Consider the following 16,829-nt stretch of genomic DNA (forward strand, 5'->3'; position numbering starts at 1 on the left):
CAAGGATTAAATTGTTCCGCAAACCTTTTCAATCAATTCCGCCGGGAATTGCATTGACTGCATGATGTGTTCGATCATGCTGCATTTACGGCCGGTGTTGGTGTTGGTGATCACCCAGTACGGCGTGCCGGGAACGTGCTTAGGTTTAGTTTGATTCCCATTTTTCAGCAGCGTTTGTTCATCCGCCGCAAAATAGACGCGCGTGCGGCCATGCAACGACCCCGTCGCCTCCGCAAACGCGTGGTGATCCAGTGAATAGAGTGTAGTCAGAATCAGCATAAAGCGGTTGACCGCTTTTTTCTGCTCGGCATATTCGTCAGACAACAACAGCTCACGCATCGCGCGAACTTTGTCTTTTACCGGGTTGACCGGTTTCGCTTCGGCAACGGGTTGCGCCGCAGGCGTCCCCTTCACCGCTGAAGCCGTTGGCTGTGTCGTGGCGGAAAACTTCAACATACGCCGTAAAATGTCGGATGCGCTCTCGCCGATATGCTTGGTGTGGCTGGCAATATAGCTATAGAGTTCATCATCAACTTCAATCGTTTTCATCTTAATCCAGTGCGATGTCTTTGCTGAATACAAGTCATTGGGATTATAGGAACAAATCCCAACAGCGGATAGCGTTAAGCCCGGCTGACAAAAAAACTCGGAGTAAACCTTAGAGGTTGCAGCCCAGTGGCAGAATGGTCAACATAATACCCTAACCCGACAGAGCGAAAAAAAGAACTTTGCCATGAAATTAAACATCCGAGCGCAATCTGCACAAAACCTGCACAATAATTCCCCCATCGTTCTCGTTCATGGCCTGTTTGGCAGCCTGGACAACCTCGGCGTACTGGCGCGCGATCTGGTGACCGATCACGACATTATTCAGGTCGATATGCGCAATCATGGTTTATCGCCGCGCGATCCGGTCATGGATTATCCGGCAATGGCCCAGGATCTTCTGGATACGCTTGACGCGCAGCAGATTGAAAAAGCGACGTTTATTGGTCATTCCATGGGCGGAAAAGCGGTAATGGCGCTGACGGCGCTGGCGCCCGATCGCATCGATCGTCTGGTCGCGATTGATATCGCCCCCGTGGATTATCACGTTCGCCGCCACGATCGCATTTTCGCGGCCATTAATGCCGTCAGCGAATCCGACGCGACATCCCGCCAACAGGCGGCAGGGATTATGCGCCAACACCTCAACGAAGAAGGCGTGATCCAGTTTCTGTTAAAATCCTGGGCTGAAGGCGAATGGCGTTTTAATGTTCCGGTATTATGGGAGCAGTATCCGCATATCGTCGGCTGGGAAACCATTCCGCCCTGGGAACATCCGGCGCTGTTTATTCCAGGCGGTAACTCGCCGTACGTGACCGAAGCGTACCGCGACGCGCTGCTGGCGCAATTCCCTCTGGCGCGCGCGCATGTGATCGCCGGCGCGGGCCACTGGGTACATGCTGAAAAACCAGAGGCGGTTCTGCGCGCCATCCGCCGTTATCTGCACGATAAACGCTAACTGATTAAAAACTCATCGCCTGTGCGCGATTACGCGCGCGGGCGTTGGCGTCGCTTCCTCGCTGATGTATGATGGCGCGCTATCCATCCGGGCATAAGCCTGGCTGATTGTTTCCCCCGAAGTCACCAAAATCATGGCCAAAGAACAAACGGACCGTACGACATTAGATCTGTTCGCGCACGAGCGTCGCCCGGGACGACCTAAAACGAATCCGCTTTCGCGCGATGAACAGTTACGCATCAACAAGCGCAACCAGTTAAAACGCGACAAAGTTCGTGGCCTCAAGCGTGTCGAATTAAAACTCAACGCACAAGCGGTTGACGCGCTGAATGAGCTGGCCGAAGCGCGCAACATTAGCCGCAGCGAGCTCATTGAAGAAATATTAATGAAGCAGCTTATGGCGCTGCGCGGCCAGGGTTTAGTCTGAAAATAAGTTTTGTTTCATATTTCGTGTAGCAGAGCGTGCAGTCCCGCGTGATTGCTGTTTCCGCATATCTGCCTGTTCTGCTATGATTGCCCTTATCCGTGGGCAATTCGCCACCACCATTTCAATAAGTTTCAAGAGGTTATTTTACTCATGGCAATCACTGGCATCTTTTTCGGCAGCGACACCGGTAATACCGAAAATATCGCAAAAATGATTCAAAAACAGCTTGGTAAAGACGTTGCCGATGTGCATGACATTGCAAAAAGCAGTAAAGAAGACCTGGAAGGGTATGACATTCTGCTGCTGGGCATCCCAACCTGGTACTATGGCGAAGCGCAATGTGACTGGGATGACTTCTTCCCGACTCTCGAAGAGATTGACTTTAACGGTAAGCTGGTGGCGCTGTTTGGCTGTGGCGATCAGGAAGACTACGCGGAATACTTCTGTGATGCGCTGGGCACGATTCGCGACATTATTGAGCCGCGCGGCGCCACGATTGTGGGTCACTGGCCAACTGCAGGCTATCATTTTGAAGCCTCTAAAGGTCTGGCTGACGACGATCATTTTGTCGGTCTGGCGATTGACGAAGACCGTCAGCCTGAACTGACCGCCGAGCGTGTTGAAAAATGGGTTAAGCAAGTTTCGGCTGAATTGCACCTCGACGACATCCTCAACGCCTAATCTTATGCGGCGCAGCGTTATATCTGCGCCGCATCAATAGACAAGACCAATCAAAATAATTGCTACAAATTTGTAACTTTCGCACCCATCCCTGTACAATGTCCGGGTGTAATCAGGTGGCGCCAGAATTTGCAGGCAAAACCACAGTTTTATTAATATCTGCGAGAGACTTGCGGTTTTCATTTCGGCATGGCAGTCCTATAATGATACGCATTATCTTGAGTGCAATTTCTGTCACTTCTCTAATGAAGTGAATCGTTTAGCAACAGGACAGATTCCGCATGACTGACAACAATACCGCATTAAAGAAGGCTGGCCTGAAAGTAACGCTTCCTCGTTTAAAAATTCTGGAAGTTCTTCAGGAACCAGATAACCATCACGTCAGTGCGGAAGATTTATACAAACGCCTGATCGACATGGGTGAAGAAATCGGTCTGGCAACCGTATACCGTGTGCTGAACCAGTTTGACGATGCCGGTATCGTGACCCGCCATAATTTTGAAGGCGGTAAATCCGTTTTTGAACTGACGCAACAGCATCATCACGACCATCTTATCTGCCTTGACTGCGGAAAAGTGATTGAATTTAGTGATGACTCTATTGAAGCGCGCCAGCGTGAAATTGCGGCGAAACACGGTATTCGTTTAACTAATCACAGCCTCTATCTTTACGGCCACTGCGCTGAAGGCGACTGCCGCGAAGACGAGCACGCGCACGATGACGCGACTAAATAAGTGTAAATCTTTCGAAGAGCCAACCGCCCGGTTGGCTTTTTTATATCCTCCCCTTTCCTGCCGCTTGATGTTGATTTAATGTAAAAAACGCTATCGCATCTCAGGAGAGCAGGAATGGAGCTTCGCCAGTTACGCTATTTCGTGCGTATTATTGAAACCGGCAGTATGGGCAGCGCCGCACAGGATCTTGATATTGGCGTTTCAGCCTTAAGTCAACAGATGTCCCGTCTGGAAAACGAGCTTGCTATCCGTCTGCTGCAGCGCACCTCGCGCGGCGTAACGCCAACCAACGCCGGGCTGGCCTTTTATTCACAGGCGCAACTCGCCCTGCGTCATGCCGACGACGCGATTCTCGCCGCCAGAGAAGCGCGCCTTTCCGGTCATGTGAGCGTAGGAATGGCCCCCAGTACCGCCTCCATACTGGGTATACCGTTTATCCATGCCATGCAGGAAAACTATGCCGATGTCCGACTGCATGTGGTGGAAAGCTTGTCCGGTAATCTGGAAAGAATGATCAATACCCGCCAGATTGATTTAGCCGTTGTCTTTCAAAAAGATAAAATCCTGCGCTGGAGCGCCAGACCGATCCTTGAAGAACAGCTTTTTCTGATTGGCTCCCATGCCCTGCTGGCGGCGCTTCCTGATAACCCGATCACACCTGAACAACTGGCAGGCATTCCGCTCATTATGCCAAGCCAGGGACATGGGCTGCGCGGCAGGCTGGACGCTGTCTGCCAGGAACATGCGCTTAACGTTGAAATCGTCGCGGAAATTGACGGCCTGGCGTTGTTGATGCGCGCCGTGCGCGACGGTCTTGGCGCCACATTGCAGCCCGGCGCGGCGATTTCTCATCTGGATAACGACGCGCTACGCGTGATCGGCGTCCATAATCCGGTACTCAGCCGCCCCAATTTTTTAGTCAGCCTGTCGGATGATGAACTGACGCCCGCCGGCCTTGCCGCCAGAGTAGTCCTTACCAAAGTTATGCGTCAGTTAGTCGACGCCGGTGAATGGCCAGGCGCAACCCTTTACGCTTACTAAACCCCTGTTTAGCGCTACCTGATAGCGCGCCGCTTATTTATCCGTATACATTTCAATTACAAATTTAACAAATAGTTAAATGGTACGGGAGTATAAGATGGTTGATGTACTGGTGATAGGCGGAGGCAATGCCGCATTATGCGCCGCCCTGACCGCACGGGAAGCGGGCGCATCGGTTCTGCTGCTGGAGGCTGCCCCGCGGGAATGGCGCGGCGGAAATTCTCAGCACACACGAAACCTGCGCTGTATGCATGATGCGCCGCAGGATGTGCTGGTAGAAAGCTATCCTGAAGAGGAATTCTGGCAGGATCTGTGGCGAGTCACCGACGGCAACACCAACGAGGCGCTGGCGCGGCTGGTCATTCGCACCTCTTCGCAATGCCGCGACTGGATGCGCAAACATGGCGTTAACTTTCAACCGCCACTATCTGGGGCGCTCCACGTTGCGCGCACCAATGCGTTTTTTATGGGCGGAGGGAAAGCGCTCGTCAATGCCTATTACCGTAGCGCCGAACGGCTGGGCGTACAGATTCGCTATAACACGCCGGTTCACGCGCTTGAACTTCATGACGGCGAATTCGTGGCAGCGCTGGCGGGTAGCGAACGTATTACCGCCAAAGCCTGCGTATTAGCGGCTGGCGGTTTCGAATCAAACCGTGAATGGCTGCGGGAGGCCTGGGGAGAAAACGCCCGCGGCGAATGGCCCGCGGATAATTTCCTGATTCGCGGCACGCGTTTTAACCAGGGCGTATTACTCAAATTTATGATGGATGCCGGCGCGGATATCATTGGCGATCCGTCCCAGTCGCACTGCGTAGCGATTGATGCCAGGGCGCCGCTGTACGACGGCGGTATTTGTACTCGCGTGGATTGCGTATCGCTGGGTATTGTCGTGAATCGCGACGCCGAACGTTTTTATGATGAAGGCGAAGATTTCTGGCCGAAGCGTTACGCCATTTGGGGGCGGCTGGTGGCTCAACAGCCAGGACAAATTGGCTATTCGATTATTGACAGCAAAGCCATCGGCCACTTTATGCCGCCGGTTTTTCCTGGCGCGCAGGCCAATACGCTGGCTGAGCTGGCCTGCCAGTTGGGGCTGGACGCGGAAAAATTTACCCATACCGTCACGCAATATAACCAGGCCTGCCAACCCGGTCATTTTGATCATACCTTGCTTGATGACTGCGCTACTAAAAACCTGACGCCGGCGAAAACCCACTGGGCGCGCCCGCTTGATGCGCCGCCCTACTACGGTTATGCGCTGCGACCCGGCATCACGTTTACCTACCTGGGTCTGAAAGTCAATGAACGTGCCGCGGTGCATTTTGCCGGTCATCCAAGCCGCAACCTGTTTGTTGCTGGCGAGATGATGGCAGGAAATGTTCTGGGCAAGGGGTATACCGCAGGCGTCGGCATGTCTATCGGCACAACCTTTGGCCGCATTGCGGGAATAGAAGCCGCTCGCGCGGCGCACAAGGAGGCGCAGCATGAAACAGCTTGAAAAATTAATCATTGAGGCCACCGTGCTTACCGAACCGGAAGCCGAGGTCGAACGCGTCATGCAAGTGTGTAACGCGTGTCGCTACTGCGAAGGTTTTTGCGCGGTATTTCCGGCGATGACCCAGCGGCTCGAATTCGGTAAAGCCGATATTCATTATCTGGCGAATTTATGTCATAACTGCGGCGCCTGCCTGCACGCGTGCCAGTATGCGCCGCCCCATGAATTTGCCATTAACGTGCCGAAAGCGATGGCGCAAGCCCGCCTGGAGACATATCAACAGTATGCCCAGCCCGCCGCTTTTGGCGCGTTATACCGTCGGGCGGGGATTACCGTCGCGCTGGCGCTGATAGTCGGTCTGACGCTCTTTTTATTACTGACGATGGCGCTGAAAGGGTCGCTGATTCATCCGCCGCTGGCCGGTGACTTCTATCAAATTTTTCCGCATAGCCTGCTGGCATGGATGTTTGGCTCAGTTTTTGTGCTGGCAATCGGTTTGCTTATGGCGGGCGTAATCCGCTTCTGGCGTGAGATCTCGCCGGGTGTACCGCGTTCGGCGGAGATTGCGGAAGCGTCGCACAATGCGTTAACGCTGAAATATCTCGACGGCGGTCACGGCAAAGGCTGTAACGAAGCGGACGATGCGTTCACGCTGCTGCGCCGTCGCTTTCATCACTTTACCTTCTACGGTTTTATGCTCTGTTTTGCCGCCACGGTCGTGGCGACGGGCTATCACTACGTCGCCGGTTGGGAAGCGCCCTACCCGTTCTTTAGCCTGCCGGTCATGCTCGGCACGCTGGGCGGTATCGGTCTGCTTATCGGCCCGGCCGGGCTACTGTGGCTCAATCTGCGGCGGTCGCCGTTACATGGCGATGCGCGCCAGAACCCCATGGATCGCGGCTTTATTCTGCTGCTGTTCTTAACCAGCCTTACCGGGCTGGCGCTGCTGGCAGGCAGAGACACCAGCGGAATGGGCATACTGCTGGCGCTCCATTTAGGCGTGGTGATGGCGCTCTTTCTTACCCTTCCCTACGGAAAATTCGCCCACGGATTTTTCCGCTGCGCGGCCTTACTCAAATGGGCAGTTGAGAAGCGACGCGGAAAACATGCGGGGGATACAGGCAACTGACCCGCAACATCTTACCCATAAAACAATAAAGACAGTGGAGAGCAAACCCTATGGCACAACACACACCTGCAACATCGCGCGCCGGCACGTTCGGCGCAATACTGCGCGTGACAAGCGGCAATTTTCTTGAACAGTTTGATTTTTTCTTGTTCGGATTTTACGCCACCTATATCGCCAGAACGTTTTTTCCGGCGGAAAGCGAATTTGCCTCATTAATGTTGACCTTTGCCGTCTTTGGCTCCGGTTTTTTAATGCGCCCCGTCGGCGCGATTGTGCTTGGCGCCTATATTGACAGAATCGGACGTCGTAAAGGGCTGATGGTGACGCTGGCGATTATGGGCTGCGGTACGTTGCTCATCGCCCTCGTCCCCGGCTACCAAACGATCGGCCTGGCAGCGCCTGCATTGGTGCTGCTGGGCCGGTTATTACAAGGATTTTCTGCGGGCGTTGAGTTAGGCGGCGTCTCGGTCTATCTGTCCGAAATCGCAACGCCAGGCAATAAAGGGTTTTATACCAGCTGGCAATCCGCCAGTCAGCAGGTCGCGATCGTTGTCGCCGCGTTGATTGGTTATAGCCTGAATATCACGCTGGGACACGACGCGATATCGGAGTGGGGCTGGCGAATTCCGTTCTTTATCGGCTGTATGATCATTCCGCTGATTTTTGTTTTACGTCGTTCATTACAAGAAACAGAAGCGTTTTTACAACGCAAGCATCGCCCCGACACCAGGGAAATTTTTGCAACTATCGCCAAAAACTGGCGCATTATTACAGCCGGAACGCTGCTGGTGGCGATGACCACCACAACATTTTATTTTATCACCGTTTATACGCCGACCTATGGCAGAACCGTGCTTAATCTCAGCGCGCGGGACAGTTTGATCGTCACCATGTTGGTGGGGGTATCCAATTTTATCTGGTTACCCATTGGCGGCGCGATTTCCGACCGGATTGGCCGTCGCGCCGTGTTAATGGGCATTACGTTGCTGGCGCTGATCACCACCTGGCCCGTCATGCAGTGGCTGACCGCCGCGCCCGACTTTACCCGCATGACGCTGGTACTGCTGTGGTTCTCTTTCTTTTTTGGCATGTATAACGGCGCAATGGTCGCGGCGTTAACCGAAGTGATGCCAGTCTATGTGCGTACCGTTGGTTTCTCGCTGGCCTTTAGCCTGGCGACGGCAATTTTTGGCGGCCTGACGCCGGCCATCTCTACCGCGCTGGTGAAGTTAACCGGCGATAAAAGCTCGCCCGGCTGGTGGCTGATGTGCGCAGCGTTATGTGGACTTGCCGCGACGGCGATGCTGTTTGTACGTCTGAGTCGCGGCTATATCGCGGCAGAAAATAAAGCCTGAAAAAACCACGGGCGGAAAACATTCGCCCGTGGGTGGCAAGGCAGGGTTTTATTGCACATTATTATGACTGCGAATTTCCTGCCAGACCTTATCGCAGTCAGCCTTGACCGCCTGATCGTTACCCGTGCGCGTCGCCTGAATGCACTGCTGATAGTCCAGTACCCGCACGCTTTCTTCGTTAGCAAATTGCTGATGTTTGCGCTCTTTTTTAAGGACATTCAGTACGCTTTGGCAGGCCTCTATCTTCTCAGGCGAGCCCTGTGCGGTATTGATACAGGCGCTGTACGCCTCTTTCAGCCGGCTATCTTCTTCCGGCGCGGGTGATGACGCGCAGGCCGTCAAACCGGCGGTCATGCTGGCGATGAGTAAAATTTTTTTCATAGGTCGTTCCTCAACAGCGCGGCAGACCGGCAGCCTGCCGCATCTGACATCAGAAAATAGTGAATGGCGCAATAACGATAAATTTCACGTCACGTTCATCCTGGAAGATGTTGCCGTAACCACCGCCCCAGCTTGGAATATTGGAGTGGTTGTCATATTCGGTGAAGTGCAGTTTGAACATGGTGCCTTTGGCACGCCCCTCCTGCAGGGTATAGACCGCATCCAGACTGTATGAGGACTCTTCGATAGTGCGGTTTTTGTCGTAGTAAGCATCCGGGTTACTTTGCCAGGTTGCCGGTTTAGCATCCCAGGCGTAAACGTAAGACGCGCCCACAGCCCAGCCCGGCAGATTCCAGTTTTTCAGGTCATACATCGCGCCGAAGAAAACCGCCTTTTCACCGTTAGCGTTAAAGTCGGAGCGGTTATCCCACCAGATATCCAGACGACCGTTTGAAGAGGCGTAGGTTGGCGTCATACGTTGCAGAAAATAGCCCTGCTGACCGTCCGCTTTCACCCAGGTACCTTCCAGACGCAGGTCAACCACTTCCGCGACTTTGTAGCCGAAGGTCAACGCCTGCAGCCAGGCCGTACCGTCGTAAATATCATTCACGCTGCGATCGTCTACTTTGTCGCGCGCGCCGTAGAACTGGTAACTGGTGGTGAACGGATTGCCGCCTAAATCAAATTTATAGCTGGCCTTTGCGAAATATTGATCGACATAGCCTTCGGACTGACCAAACGCCGCTTCCAGCACCAGATCATTTTTGAAGTCGTACTTCGCGCCGATGGAGTGGAGGTAGTCCACATTGGTTTTTTTATCCGCCTGATAAAACTTATCCATTTCGGTATGCCACGGCGCTTTATATTCGTTAGTCCACATGTAGGAAAAACTTAACGCGCCCGCATCGCCATAGTCAAAACTGGCGCCGGCTTCCGCACCCTGATAAGTACCCGGCATAAAACTCCAGTGCGGCGCTAACAGCGTCTGACCGGTAGGCTGAATATAACCGGCGCGCGCCCAGACCGGGCCATATTTAAATTTCGCGGCGGCTTTATAAAGACTGATACCGCTCTTATCGCCGGAATAGTCTTCGTCGTAGCCTTTATTCTTTTTCGAGAAGGCAATTTCGTTTGGATGACCACTGTCGCCGTTTTCTGCCATTTCAATCGCGGTAAACGCCGCGATATCCAGACCGAACATATCCGCAGCGTAGCCAGACTGAAAATCCAGGTTAGCGTTCCAGGTCGCATGAGAAAGGTTAGTTTTATATTTGTCGCCGTCGGTCACATCTTTGCGATCGCGTTCACGCTGCCAATAATAGATGCCGCCCGTTAACGTGGAGTCGTCGAAAAAGCCGGAGGCTTGCGCCTGCGGAACAACGATCCACCCCGACATTGCTGTGATACCGGCGATAGCCAGAGCCAGCGTACTACGTTTGCCACTAAACGTACGCATAAGTTAATCCTCTTTGACGTATAAATTGCTGCCGACAAAAGCGAACAGCGAAAAAATAAAAATAAAAAGTAGCGCTGAGAAACCTCATTTACTACGTTAAATAGACTATTTTTCGCGATGCGAATTATCAATCTCTTTCTGTAACCAGTATGTAATAATATGAGCAACCGCACATATTTAATTGCTTTCTGTTACATTCAACTGCTGGTGAGGGAAGCAGACCGCCAGAAAGAAAATTGACTTGTTTTCCATAGGCATGAAAATAATTGTCTCCTGTTGACCTGAAGCTTATAACATTTAGATTAATAATCATTTATCAGATCAATAATTTTCAGAAAATAATTAATTCGCCTCGCAAAAAAGAGAATCGACTTAGAAATGCAGAGAAAAAACGCCGCAGAACGCGGCGTTGACAAGGTATTTTTACAGCATTCGCCTGTTGGCGCAGTGCTTACTCGCCCGCTTTCGCCCAGGTATCACGCAGGCCCACGGTGCGGTTAAAGACCAGCTTATCGGCCGTTGCATAGCGGCTGTCGAGGCAGAAGTAGCCTTCACGTTCAAACTGGAAAGCTTTCCCTGCTACCGCCGCTTTCAGCGACGGCTCGCCATACCCCTGCTTAATCACTAATGATTCGGGGTTGATAACAGACAGGAAGTCCTCCGCGGCGCCTGGATTCGGCACGCTGAACAGACGGTCGTAGAGACGAATTTCAATCGGCAGCGCATGTGCTGCGCTAACCCAGTGGATTACGCCTTTCACTTTACGCCCGTCAGCCGGATCTTTACTCAGCGTATCGGCATCATAGGTACAGAAGATGGTGGTGATATTCCCTTCGGCATCCTTCTCTACGCGCTCCGCTTTAATGACGTAGGCATTACGCAGACGCACTTCTTTGCCCATCACCAGACGCTTGTACTGCTTGTTCGCTTCTTCGCGGAAATCTGCGCGATCGATCCAGATCTCACCGCTAAACGGCACTTCACGGCTGCCCATCTCCGGTTTATTCGGATGGTTAGGCATGGTAACCATTTCGCTCTCACCCTGCGGGTAGTTTTCGATAACCAGTTTTACCGGATCGATTACCGCCATTGCGCGCGGCGCGTTTTCGTTCAGATCTTCGCGAATGCAGGATTCCAACGACGCCATCTCAATGGTGTTGTCCTGCTTGGTGACGCCGATGCGTTTGCAGAACTCACGAATAGAAGCCGCGGTATAGCCGCGACGGCGCAGACCGGAAATAGTCGGCATACGCGGATCATCCCAGCCTTCGACGTGTTTGTCGGTCACCAGCAGGTTCAGCTTACGCTTGGACATCACGGTGTATTCCAGATTCAGCCGCGAGAATTCGTACTGGCGCGGGTGAACCGGAATGGTGATGTTGTCCAGCACCCAGTCGTACAGACGACGGTTATCCTGGAACTCCAGCGTACACAGAGAATGAGTAATGCCTTCCAGCGCATCGCTGATGCAGTGAGTAAAGTCGTACATCGGATAGATGCACCACTTCGTGCCGGTCTGATGATGCTCGGCGAATTTAATGCGATATAGCACCGGATCGCGCATCACGATAAACGGCGACGCCATGTCGATTTTAGCGCGCAGACAGGCTTTACCCTCTTCAAAACCGCCGGTACGCATTTTTTCAAATAGCGCGAGGTTCTCTTCGACGCTGCGATCGCGGAACGGGCTGTTTTTACCCGGCGCGGTCAGCGTACCGCGGTATTCGCGGATCTGCTCCGGCGTCAGCTCATCAACGTAGGCCAGGCCTTTATTGATGAGCTCGACCGCATAGGCGTGCAGTTGGTCAAAGTAATCGGAGGAGTAGCGAATATCGCCAGACCAGTGAAAGCCTAACCACTCGACGTCGTTTTTGATCGAATCAACGTACTCGATATCTTCTTTTACCGGGTTGGTGTCATCGAAACGCAGGTTGCACTGGCCCTGATAATCTTGCGCGATGCCAAAGTTCAGGCAGATAGATTTCGCGTGGCCGATGTGCAGATAGCCATTCGGCTCCGGCGGAAAACGGGTATGGACAGTGGTATGTTTACCACTCGCCAGATCTTCATCAATAATCTGACGAATAAAGTTAGTCGGGCGGGCTTCAGCCTCACTCATCGTGGATTCCTCAAAGCGTAAACAACGTATAACGGCATATGATCTTATAAGCCGGACAGACTGACAACCTTTAGTTACTTAAAAAGTGGCTTTGCAGAAAATATTGGGGCTAATTGCGGTAAAAAAAGCGGCGAAGGTTTCCCTCTGCCGCTTATGTTTTCTGTGATATCGCCGGATGGCGTCTTACGCCTTATCCGGCCAGGAAGCGATTATTTGCTCTTGATCTCGTACAGTGGCGTTTGACCCGCTACCACGTGACCATCCGCTTTGATGACCAGAGCGCTGAAGTCATCGCTGTTGCTGCAAACAACCGGGCTTATCATGGAGCGCGCATTGGCATTCAGGAAATCCAGATCCAGTTCCAGAACCGGCTGACCCGCCGTGACTTCCGCACCCTCTTCTACCAGACGCTTGAAGCCCTGACCGTTCAGCGCGACGGTATCGATACCCATATGGACAACGATCTCCGCGCCTTTTTCGGTTTCCAGACAGAACGCGTGGTTAGTGTTGAAGATTTTCACGATAGTACCCGCCGCCGGAGAAACCACGGTTTTATCGGTGGGTTTCACCGCCACGCCGTCGCCGACCGCTTTGCTGGCGAAAGCTTCATCCGGTACCTGATCCAGCGCCACTACCTCACCGGTAATCGGAGAGACCAGTTCAGCGATAGTCACCGCATTCGGCACCGCCTGGGGTTTGGCCGCCGGAGCAGGTGTTGCAACGTGAGCCGCATCAGCAGACGCTGCCGCGACCGGCCCCCGCGCCACCACTTTCTTCATTTCATCGCCAATCGATTCCGCTTTCGCGCCGACAATAACCTGAATGGTCTGTTTGTTCAGTTTCACCACGCCGGAAGCGCCGAGGCGTTTGCAGGCCGCATCGTTGACGCGAGCAGAGTCATTCACGGTCAGGCGCAGACGGGTAATACACGCATCGATCGCTTTCAGGTTGTCCGTACCGCCAACCGCAGCAATATAGCTGGTCGCCAGTTGCGTTAACCCTTCTTCGGTGTTGCTATTGGCTTCTTCCGTTACCATCTCATCAACTTTATCTTCGCGGCCCGGCGTTTTCAGGTTAAACATACGAATAACCGCGCTGAACAGCAGGAAGTAGATGATAAAGAATACAACGCCCATCACCAGCAACATCCAGACGTTATTGCTGGCCGCTGGCAGGTTATACATCAGAACATAGTCGATCGCGCCTGCCGAGAAAGAGAAGCCCGCATGGATACCCAGCAACGTCGCGACGAACAGGCTGATACCGGTCAAAATGGCGTGCAGGAGGTACAGCAGCGGCGCCAGGAACATAAACAGGAATTCCAGCGGCTCGGTTACGCCGGTCAGAAACGCGGTGATCGCGACAGACAGCAGCATACCGCCCACCATCGGACGACGTTCTTTCGGCGCGGCGAAATACATCGCCAGAGCGGCGCCCGGCAGACCAAACATCATGATCGGGAAGAAGCCGGACATAAACATCCCCGCCGTGCCGTCGCCAGCATAGAAGCGGTTGATATCGCCGTGGAATACAGTGCCTGCGGCATTGGTGAATTCGCCAATCTGGAACCAGGCGATGGTGTTCAGTACCTGATGCAGACCGGTGGGGATCAGCAGACGGTTGATGAAGCCAAAGATACCGGAACCCAGCGCGCCTGCGGAAACGATCCATTCACCGCCCGCATGGATGCCATGCTGGACCGGCGGCCAGACGTAACCGAAAATAGCGGCCAGCACCAGACAGAAAAAGCCCGTTGCGATCGGCACAAAACGTTTTCCACCGAAGAAACTGAGAAAATCAGGCAGTTTGATACCAGACCAGCGATTATAAACCGCGCCGCCAACCAGACCGGTAATAATCCCCGCCAGCACGCCCATGTTGATTTCCGGGTTAATCGTCACCATCGCTTTGGTCATGACGAAGTAACCCACGGCTCCCGCCAGCGCTGCCGCGCCCGCGCTATCTTTAGACCAACTGGAGGCCACGCCGATAGCGAAAACCAGCGCCAGGTTATCGAAAATAGACCCGCCCGCTTGCGCGATAAACGGCATATTCAGCAAATCTGGTTGGCCGAATCGCAGCAACAACGCTGCCACCGGCAACACGGCGATAGGGAGCTGCAACGCCCTACCCAGCCGCTGGAAAAAACCTAAAATATTCATCTTATTCCCCCTACGAGACGCCGATATGGCTTCTTTGAAGCCGTTTTTTATTGTGCTGCAAACGTTAAAAACGTGATGTTCTGTAATCGAACGGTGAGATCATCTTCTGCAGAGTGTGTGGAAAATTAATTCGCCTCGCAAATTAAACGGGTGTTTTTTGTGATTATAATCACTAAATATCGTAATCACCCCCACCATCCACTGGCTAACACGGAAAACTTATTTTATGATTCAAAAAATCAGGACGGATTGAACACGAACCCTGGATATCCAGGTTACGCTTAATACGATCCGCCAAATTTTGACATTGATTATTGAGGTGAAGAATGAGACTGATCCCCCTGAGTACCGCAGAACAGGTTGGCAAATGGGCCGCTCGCCATATCGTTAACCGTATTAATGCGTTCAAACCGACAGCCGATCGTCCGTTTGTCCTTGGACTGCCTACCGGCGGCACGCCGCTAACGGCGTACAAAGCGCTGGTTGAGATGCACAAAGCGGGCGAGGTCAGCTTTAAGCATGTGGTCACCTTTAATATGGACGAATATGTTGGCCTGCCGAAAGAGCACCCGGAAAGCTACCACAGCTTTATGCATCGTAACTTTTTCGATCACGTTGATATTCCAGCAAAAAACATCAATCTTCTCAACGGTAACGCACCGGATATCGATGCAGAATGCCGTCAATATGAAGAAAAAATTCGTTCTTACGGTAAAATCCATCTGTTTATGGGCGGCGTCGGCAACGACGGTCACATCGCCTTTAACGAACCGGCGTCTTCCCTGGCTTCCCGTACCCGTATCAAAACGTTAACCCATGATACTCGCGTAGCGAACTCCCGCTTCTTTGACGGCGACGTAAACCAGGTGCCGAAATACGCGCTGACGGTAGGCGTAGGCACGCTGCTGGATGCGGAAGAAGTGATGATTCTGGTGCTGGGCCATCAGAAAGCCCAGGCGCTGCAGGCGGCGGTTGAAGGCAACGTCAACCACATGTGGACCATTAGCTGCCTGCAACTCCATCCGAAAGCGGTTGTGGTATGCGATGAGCCGTCCACAATGGAACTTAAAGTTAAAACATTGAAATATTTCAATGAATTAGAAGCAGAAAATATTAAAGGTCTGTAATGTTGTCTCCGCCCCGCCAGTCAATGCGGGGCGGTAAATTTTTGATATCGGGGGTCGGAATGTATGCTTTAACCCAGGGCCGGATCTTTACCGGTCACGAAATTCTTGATGACCATGCGCTTGTTGTCGCTAATGGCCTGATTGACCGCGTTTGTCCGATGGCTGAACTGCCGCCGGGAATAGAACAACGCTCATTGAATGGGGCCATTCTCTCCCCCGGTTTTATTGATGTGCAGCTAAACGGCTGCGGCGGCGTGCAGTTTAACGATACCGCAGAAGCCGTCAGCGTTGAAACGCTGGAAATTATGCAGAAAGCCAATGAAAAATCGGGCTGTACTAACTTTCTGCCAACGCTTATCACTACCAGCGACGAATTGATGAAACAGGGCATTCGCGTCATGCGCGAATACCTGGAAAAACATCCGCACCAGGCGCTGGGTCTCCACCTGGAAGGCCCCTGGCTTAATTTGGTAAAAAAAGGCACCCATAATCCTGATTTCGTACGTAAACCAGACGCTGCGCTGGTTGATTTCTTGTGCGATAATGCCGACGTCATCACCAAAGTTACACTCGCGCCGGAAATGGTGCCTGCTGACGTAATCGCTAAACTGGCGAATGCGGGCATTGTGGTTTCCGCAGGCCACTCCAACGCGACGTTAAAAGAGGCAAAAGCGGGCTTCCGCGCCGGGATTACCTTTGCGACTCACCTGTTTAACGCGATGCCGTACATTACAGGGCGTGAGCCGGGCCTTGCTGGCGCCGTTCTGGACGAAGCGGATATTTATTGCGGCGTTATCGCCGATGGTCTGCATGTCGACTACGCCAACATTCGCAATGCCAAACGCCTGAAAGGCGACAAACTTTGTCTGGTGACAGACGCCACCGCACCGGCGGGGGCCAATATTGAGCAGTTCATTTTCGCAGGTAAAACAATATACTACCGCAATGGACTGTGTGTGGATGAAAACGGTACGTTGAGCGGTTCGTCCTTAACCATGATTGAAGGCGTACGCAACCTGGTCGCGCATTGCGGCATCGCGCTGGATGAAGTGCTGCGCATGGCAACGCTCTATCCAGCTCGCGCTATCGGCGTTGATAAACATCTCGGTAGCATTGCGCCGGGTAAAGTCGCCAACCTGACCGCGTTCACCCACGATTTTAAAATTATCAAGACCATCGTTAATGGTGACGAGGTCGTTGACTTGAGTAAGTGAG

General features: G+C 52.8%; 15 protein-coding genes and 1 pseudogene. 11 read left to right on the forward strand and 5 right to left on the reverse strand.

Going from position 1 to position 16,829, the window contains the following annotated elements; all coding sequences use genetic code 11:
* Positions 1-6: 6 nt before the first annotated feature.
* Positions 7-549 (reverse strand): replication initiation negative regulator SeqA, encoded by a 543-nt coding sequence (gene seqA / locus ACLJR2_RS13290; protein WP_000848396.1) that lies wholly within the window; start codon positions 547-549, stop codon positions 7-9.
* Positions 550-733: 184 nt separating this feature from the next.
* Between seqA and ybfF the strand changes: the two genes are divergently transcribed.
* The 9 genes and pseudogenes from ybfF to tcuC all read left to right on the forward strand — a co-directional run bounded on the left by ybfF (position 734) and on the right by tcuC (position 8,369).
* Positions 734-1,504 (forward strand): esterase, encoded by a 771-nt coding sequence (gene ybfF / locus ACLJR2_RS13295; RefSeq protein WP_000773245.1) that lies wholly within the window; start codon positions 734-736, stop codon positions 1,502-1,504.
* A gap of 133 nt (positions 1,505-1,637) precedes the next feature.
* Positions 1,638-1,931, forward strand: coding sequence for a LexA regulated protein (gene ybfE / locus ACLJR2_RS13300; RefSeq protein ID WP_001040939.1), 294 nt, complete (start codon positions 1,638-1,640; stop codon positions 1,929-1,931).
* 150 nt (positions 1,932-2,081) lie between these two features.
* Complete coding sequence (gene fldA, locus ACLJR2_RS13305; RefSeq protein ID WP_001018621.1) at positions 2,082-2,612, forward strand: flavodoxin FldA; 531 nt, start codon at positions 2,082-2,084, stop codon at positions 2,610-2,612.
* A gap of 203 nt (positions 2,613-2,815) precedes the next feature.
* A pseudogene (locus tag ACLJR2_RS13310) lies at positions 2,816-2,901 on the forward strand (ryhB-regulated fur leader peptide).
* Positions 2,894-3,346 (forward strand): ferric iron uptake transcriptional regulator, encoded by a 453-nt coding sequence (gene fur / locus ACLJR2_RS13315; protein WP_000131699.1) that lies wholly within the window; start codon positions 2,894-2,896, stop codon positions 3,344-3,346. Before ACLJR2_RS13310 ends, fur begins: the two are co-directional and overlap by 8 nt.
* A 114-nt stretch (positions 3,347-3,460) precedes the next feature.
* Positions 3,461-4,387, forward strand: coding sequence for a tricarballylate utilization LysR family transcriptional regulator TcuR (tcuR, locus tag ACLJR2_RS13320; protein WP_000423371.1), 927 nt, complete (start codon positions 3,461-3,463; stop codon positions 4,385-4,387).
* A gap of 97 nt (positions 4,388-4,484) precedes the next feature.
* Positions 4,485-5,888 carry an FAD-dependent tricarballylate dehydrogenase TcuA gene (gene tcuA, locus ACLJR2_RS13325; RefSeq protein WP_000228705.1) on the forward strand — a complete coding sequence of 468 codons (1,404 nt, stop codon included), beginning with the start codon at positions 4,485-4,487 and terminating at the stop codon, positions 5,886-5,888.
* Positions 5,875-7,014, forward strand: coding sequence for a tricarballylate utilization protein TcuB (gene tcuB, locus ACLJR2_RS13330; RefSeq protein WP_000811148.1), 1,140 nt, complete (start codon positions 5,875-5,877; stop codon positions 7,012-7,014). The genes tcuA and tcuB overlap by 14 nt, the downstream gene beginning before the upstream one ends.
* 50 nt (positions 7,015-7,064) lie before the next feature.
* Positions 7,065-8,369, forward strand: a complete 1,305-nt coding sequence (gene tcuC, locus ACLJR2_RS13335; RefSeq protein WP_000057014.1) for a tricarballylate/proton symporter TcuC — start codon at positions 7,065-7,067, stop codon at positions 8,367-8,369.
* Between the two features lie 48 nt (positions 8,370-8,417).
* On the opposite strand, the gene chiQ is transcribed toward tcuC, so the two are convergent.
* The 4 genes from chiQ to nagE all read right to left on the reverse strand — a co-directional run bounded on the left by chiQ (position 8,418) and on the right by nagE (position 14,487).
* Positions 8,418-8,750, reverse strand: coding sequence for a ChiQ/YbfN family lipoprotein (gene chiQ, locus ACLJR2_RS13340; RefSeq protein WP_000722260.1), 333 nt, complete (start codon positions 8,748-8,750; stop codon positions 8,418-8,420).
* Positions 8,751-8,799: 49 nt separating this feature from the next.
* Positions 8,800-10,206, reverse strand: a complete 1,407-nt coding sequence (gene chiP / locus ACLJR2_RS13345; RefSeq protein WP_001258803.1) for a chitoporin ChiP — start codon at positions 10,204-10,206, stop codon at positions 8,800-8,802.
* Positions 10,207-10,657: 451 nt separating this feature from the next.
* The gene (gene glnS / locus ACLJR2_RS13350; RefSeq protein WP_001287186.1) at positions 10,658-12,325 is read right to left on the reverse strand and encodes a glutamine--tRNA ligase; all 1,668 of its coding nucleotides are present in this window, start codon (positions 12,323-12,325) and stop codon (positions 10,658-10,660) included.
* 209 nt (positions 12,326-12,534) lie between these two features.
* Positions 12,535-14,487, reverse strand: coding sequence for a PTS N-acetyl glucosamine transporter subunit IIABC (gene nagE, locus ACLJR2_RS13355; protein WP_001023069.1), 1,953 nt, complete (start codon positions 14,485-14,487; stop codon positions 12,535-12,537).
* Positions 14,488-14,813: 326 nt separating this feature from the next.
* Here nagE and nagB point away from each other — a divergent pair, with 326 nt between their 5' ends.
* Positions 14,814-15,614 carry a glucosamine-6-phosphate deaminase gene (nagB, locus tag ACLJR2_RS13360; protein ID WP_001237060.1) on the forward strand — a complete coding sequence of 267 codons (801 nt, stop codon included), beginning with the start codon at positions 14,814-14,816 and terminating at the stop codon, positions 15,612-15,614.
* A gap of 59 nt (positions 15,615-15,673) precedes the next feature.
* On the forward strand, positions 15,674-16,828 hold the full coding sequence (gene nagA, locus ACLJR2_RS13365) for an N-acetylglucosamine-6-phosphate deacetylase (RefSeq protein WP_000271186.1): 1,155 nt from the start codon (positions 15,674-15,676) through the stop codon (positions 16,826-16,828).
* The last annotated feature ends 1 nt before the right edge of the window (position 16,829 follow it).

It is taken from the genome of Salmonella sp. SAL03688 (assembly GCF_046551895.1).
GTDB classification, from domain to species: domain Bacteria; phylum Pseudomonadota; class Gammaproteobacteria; order Enterobacterales; family Enterobacteriaceae; genus Salmonella; species Salmonella enterica.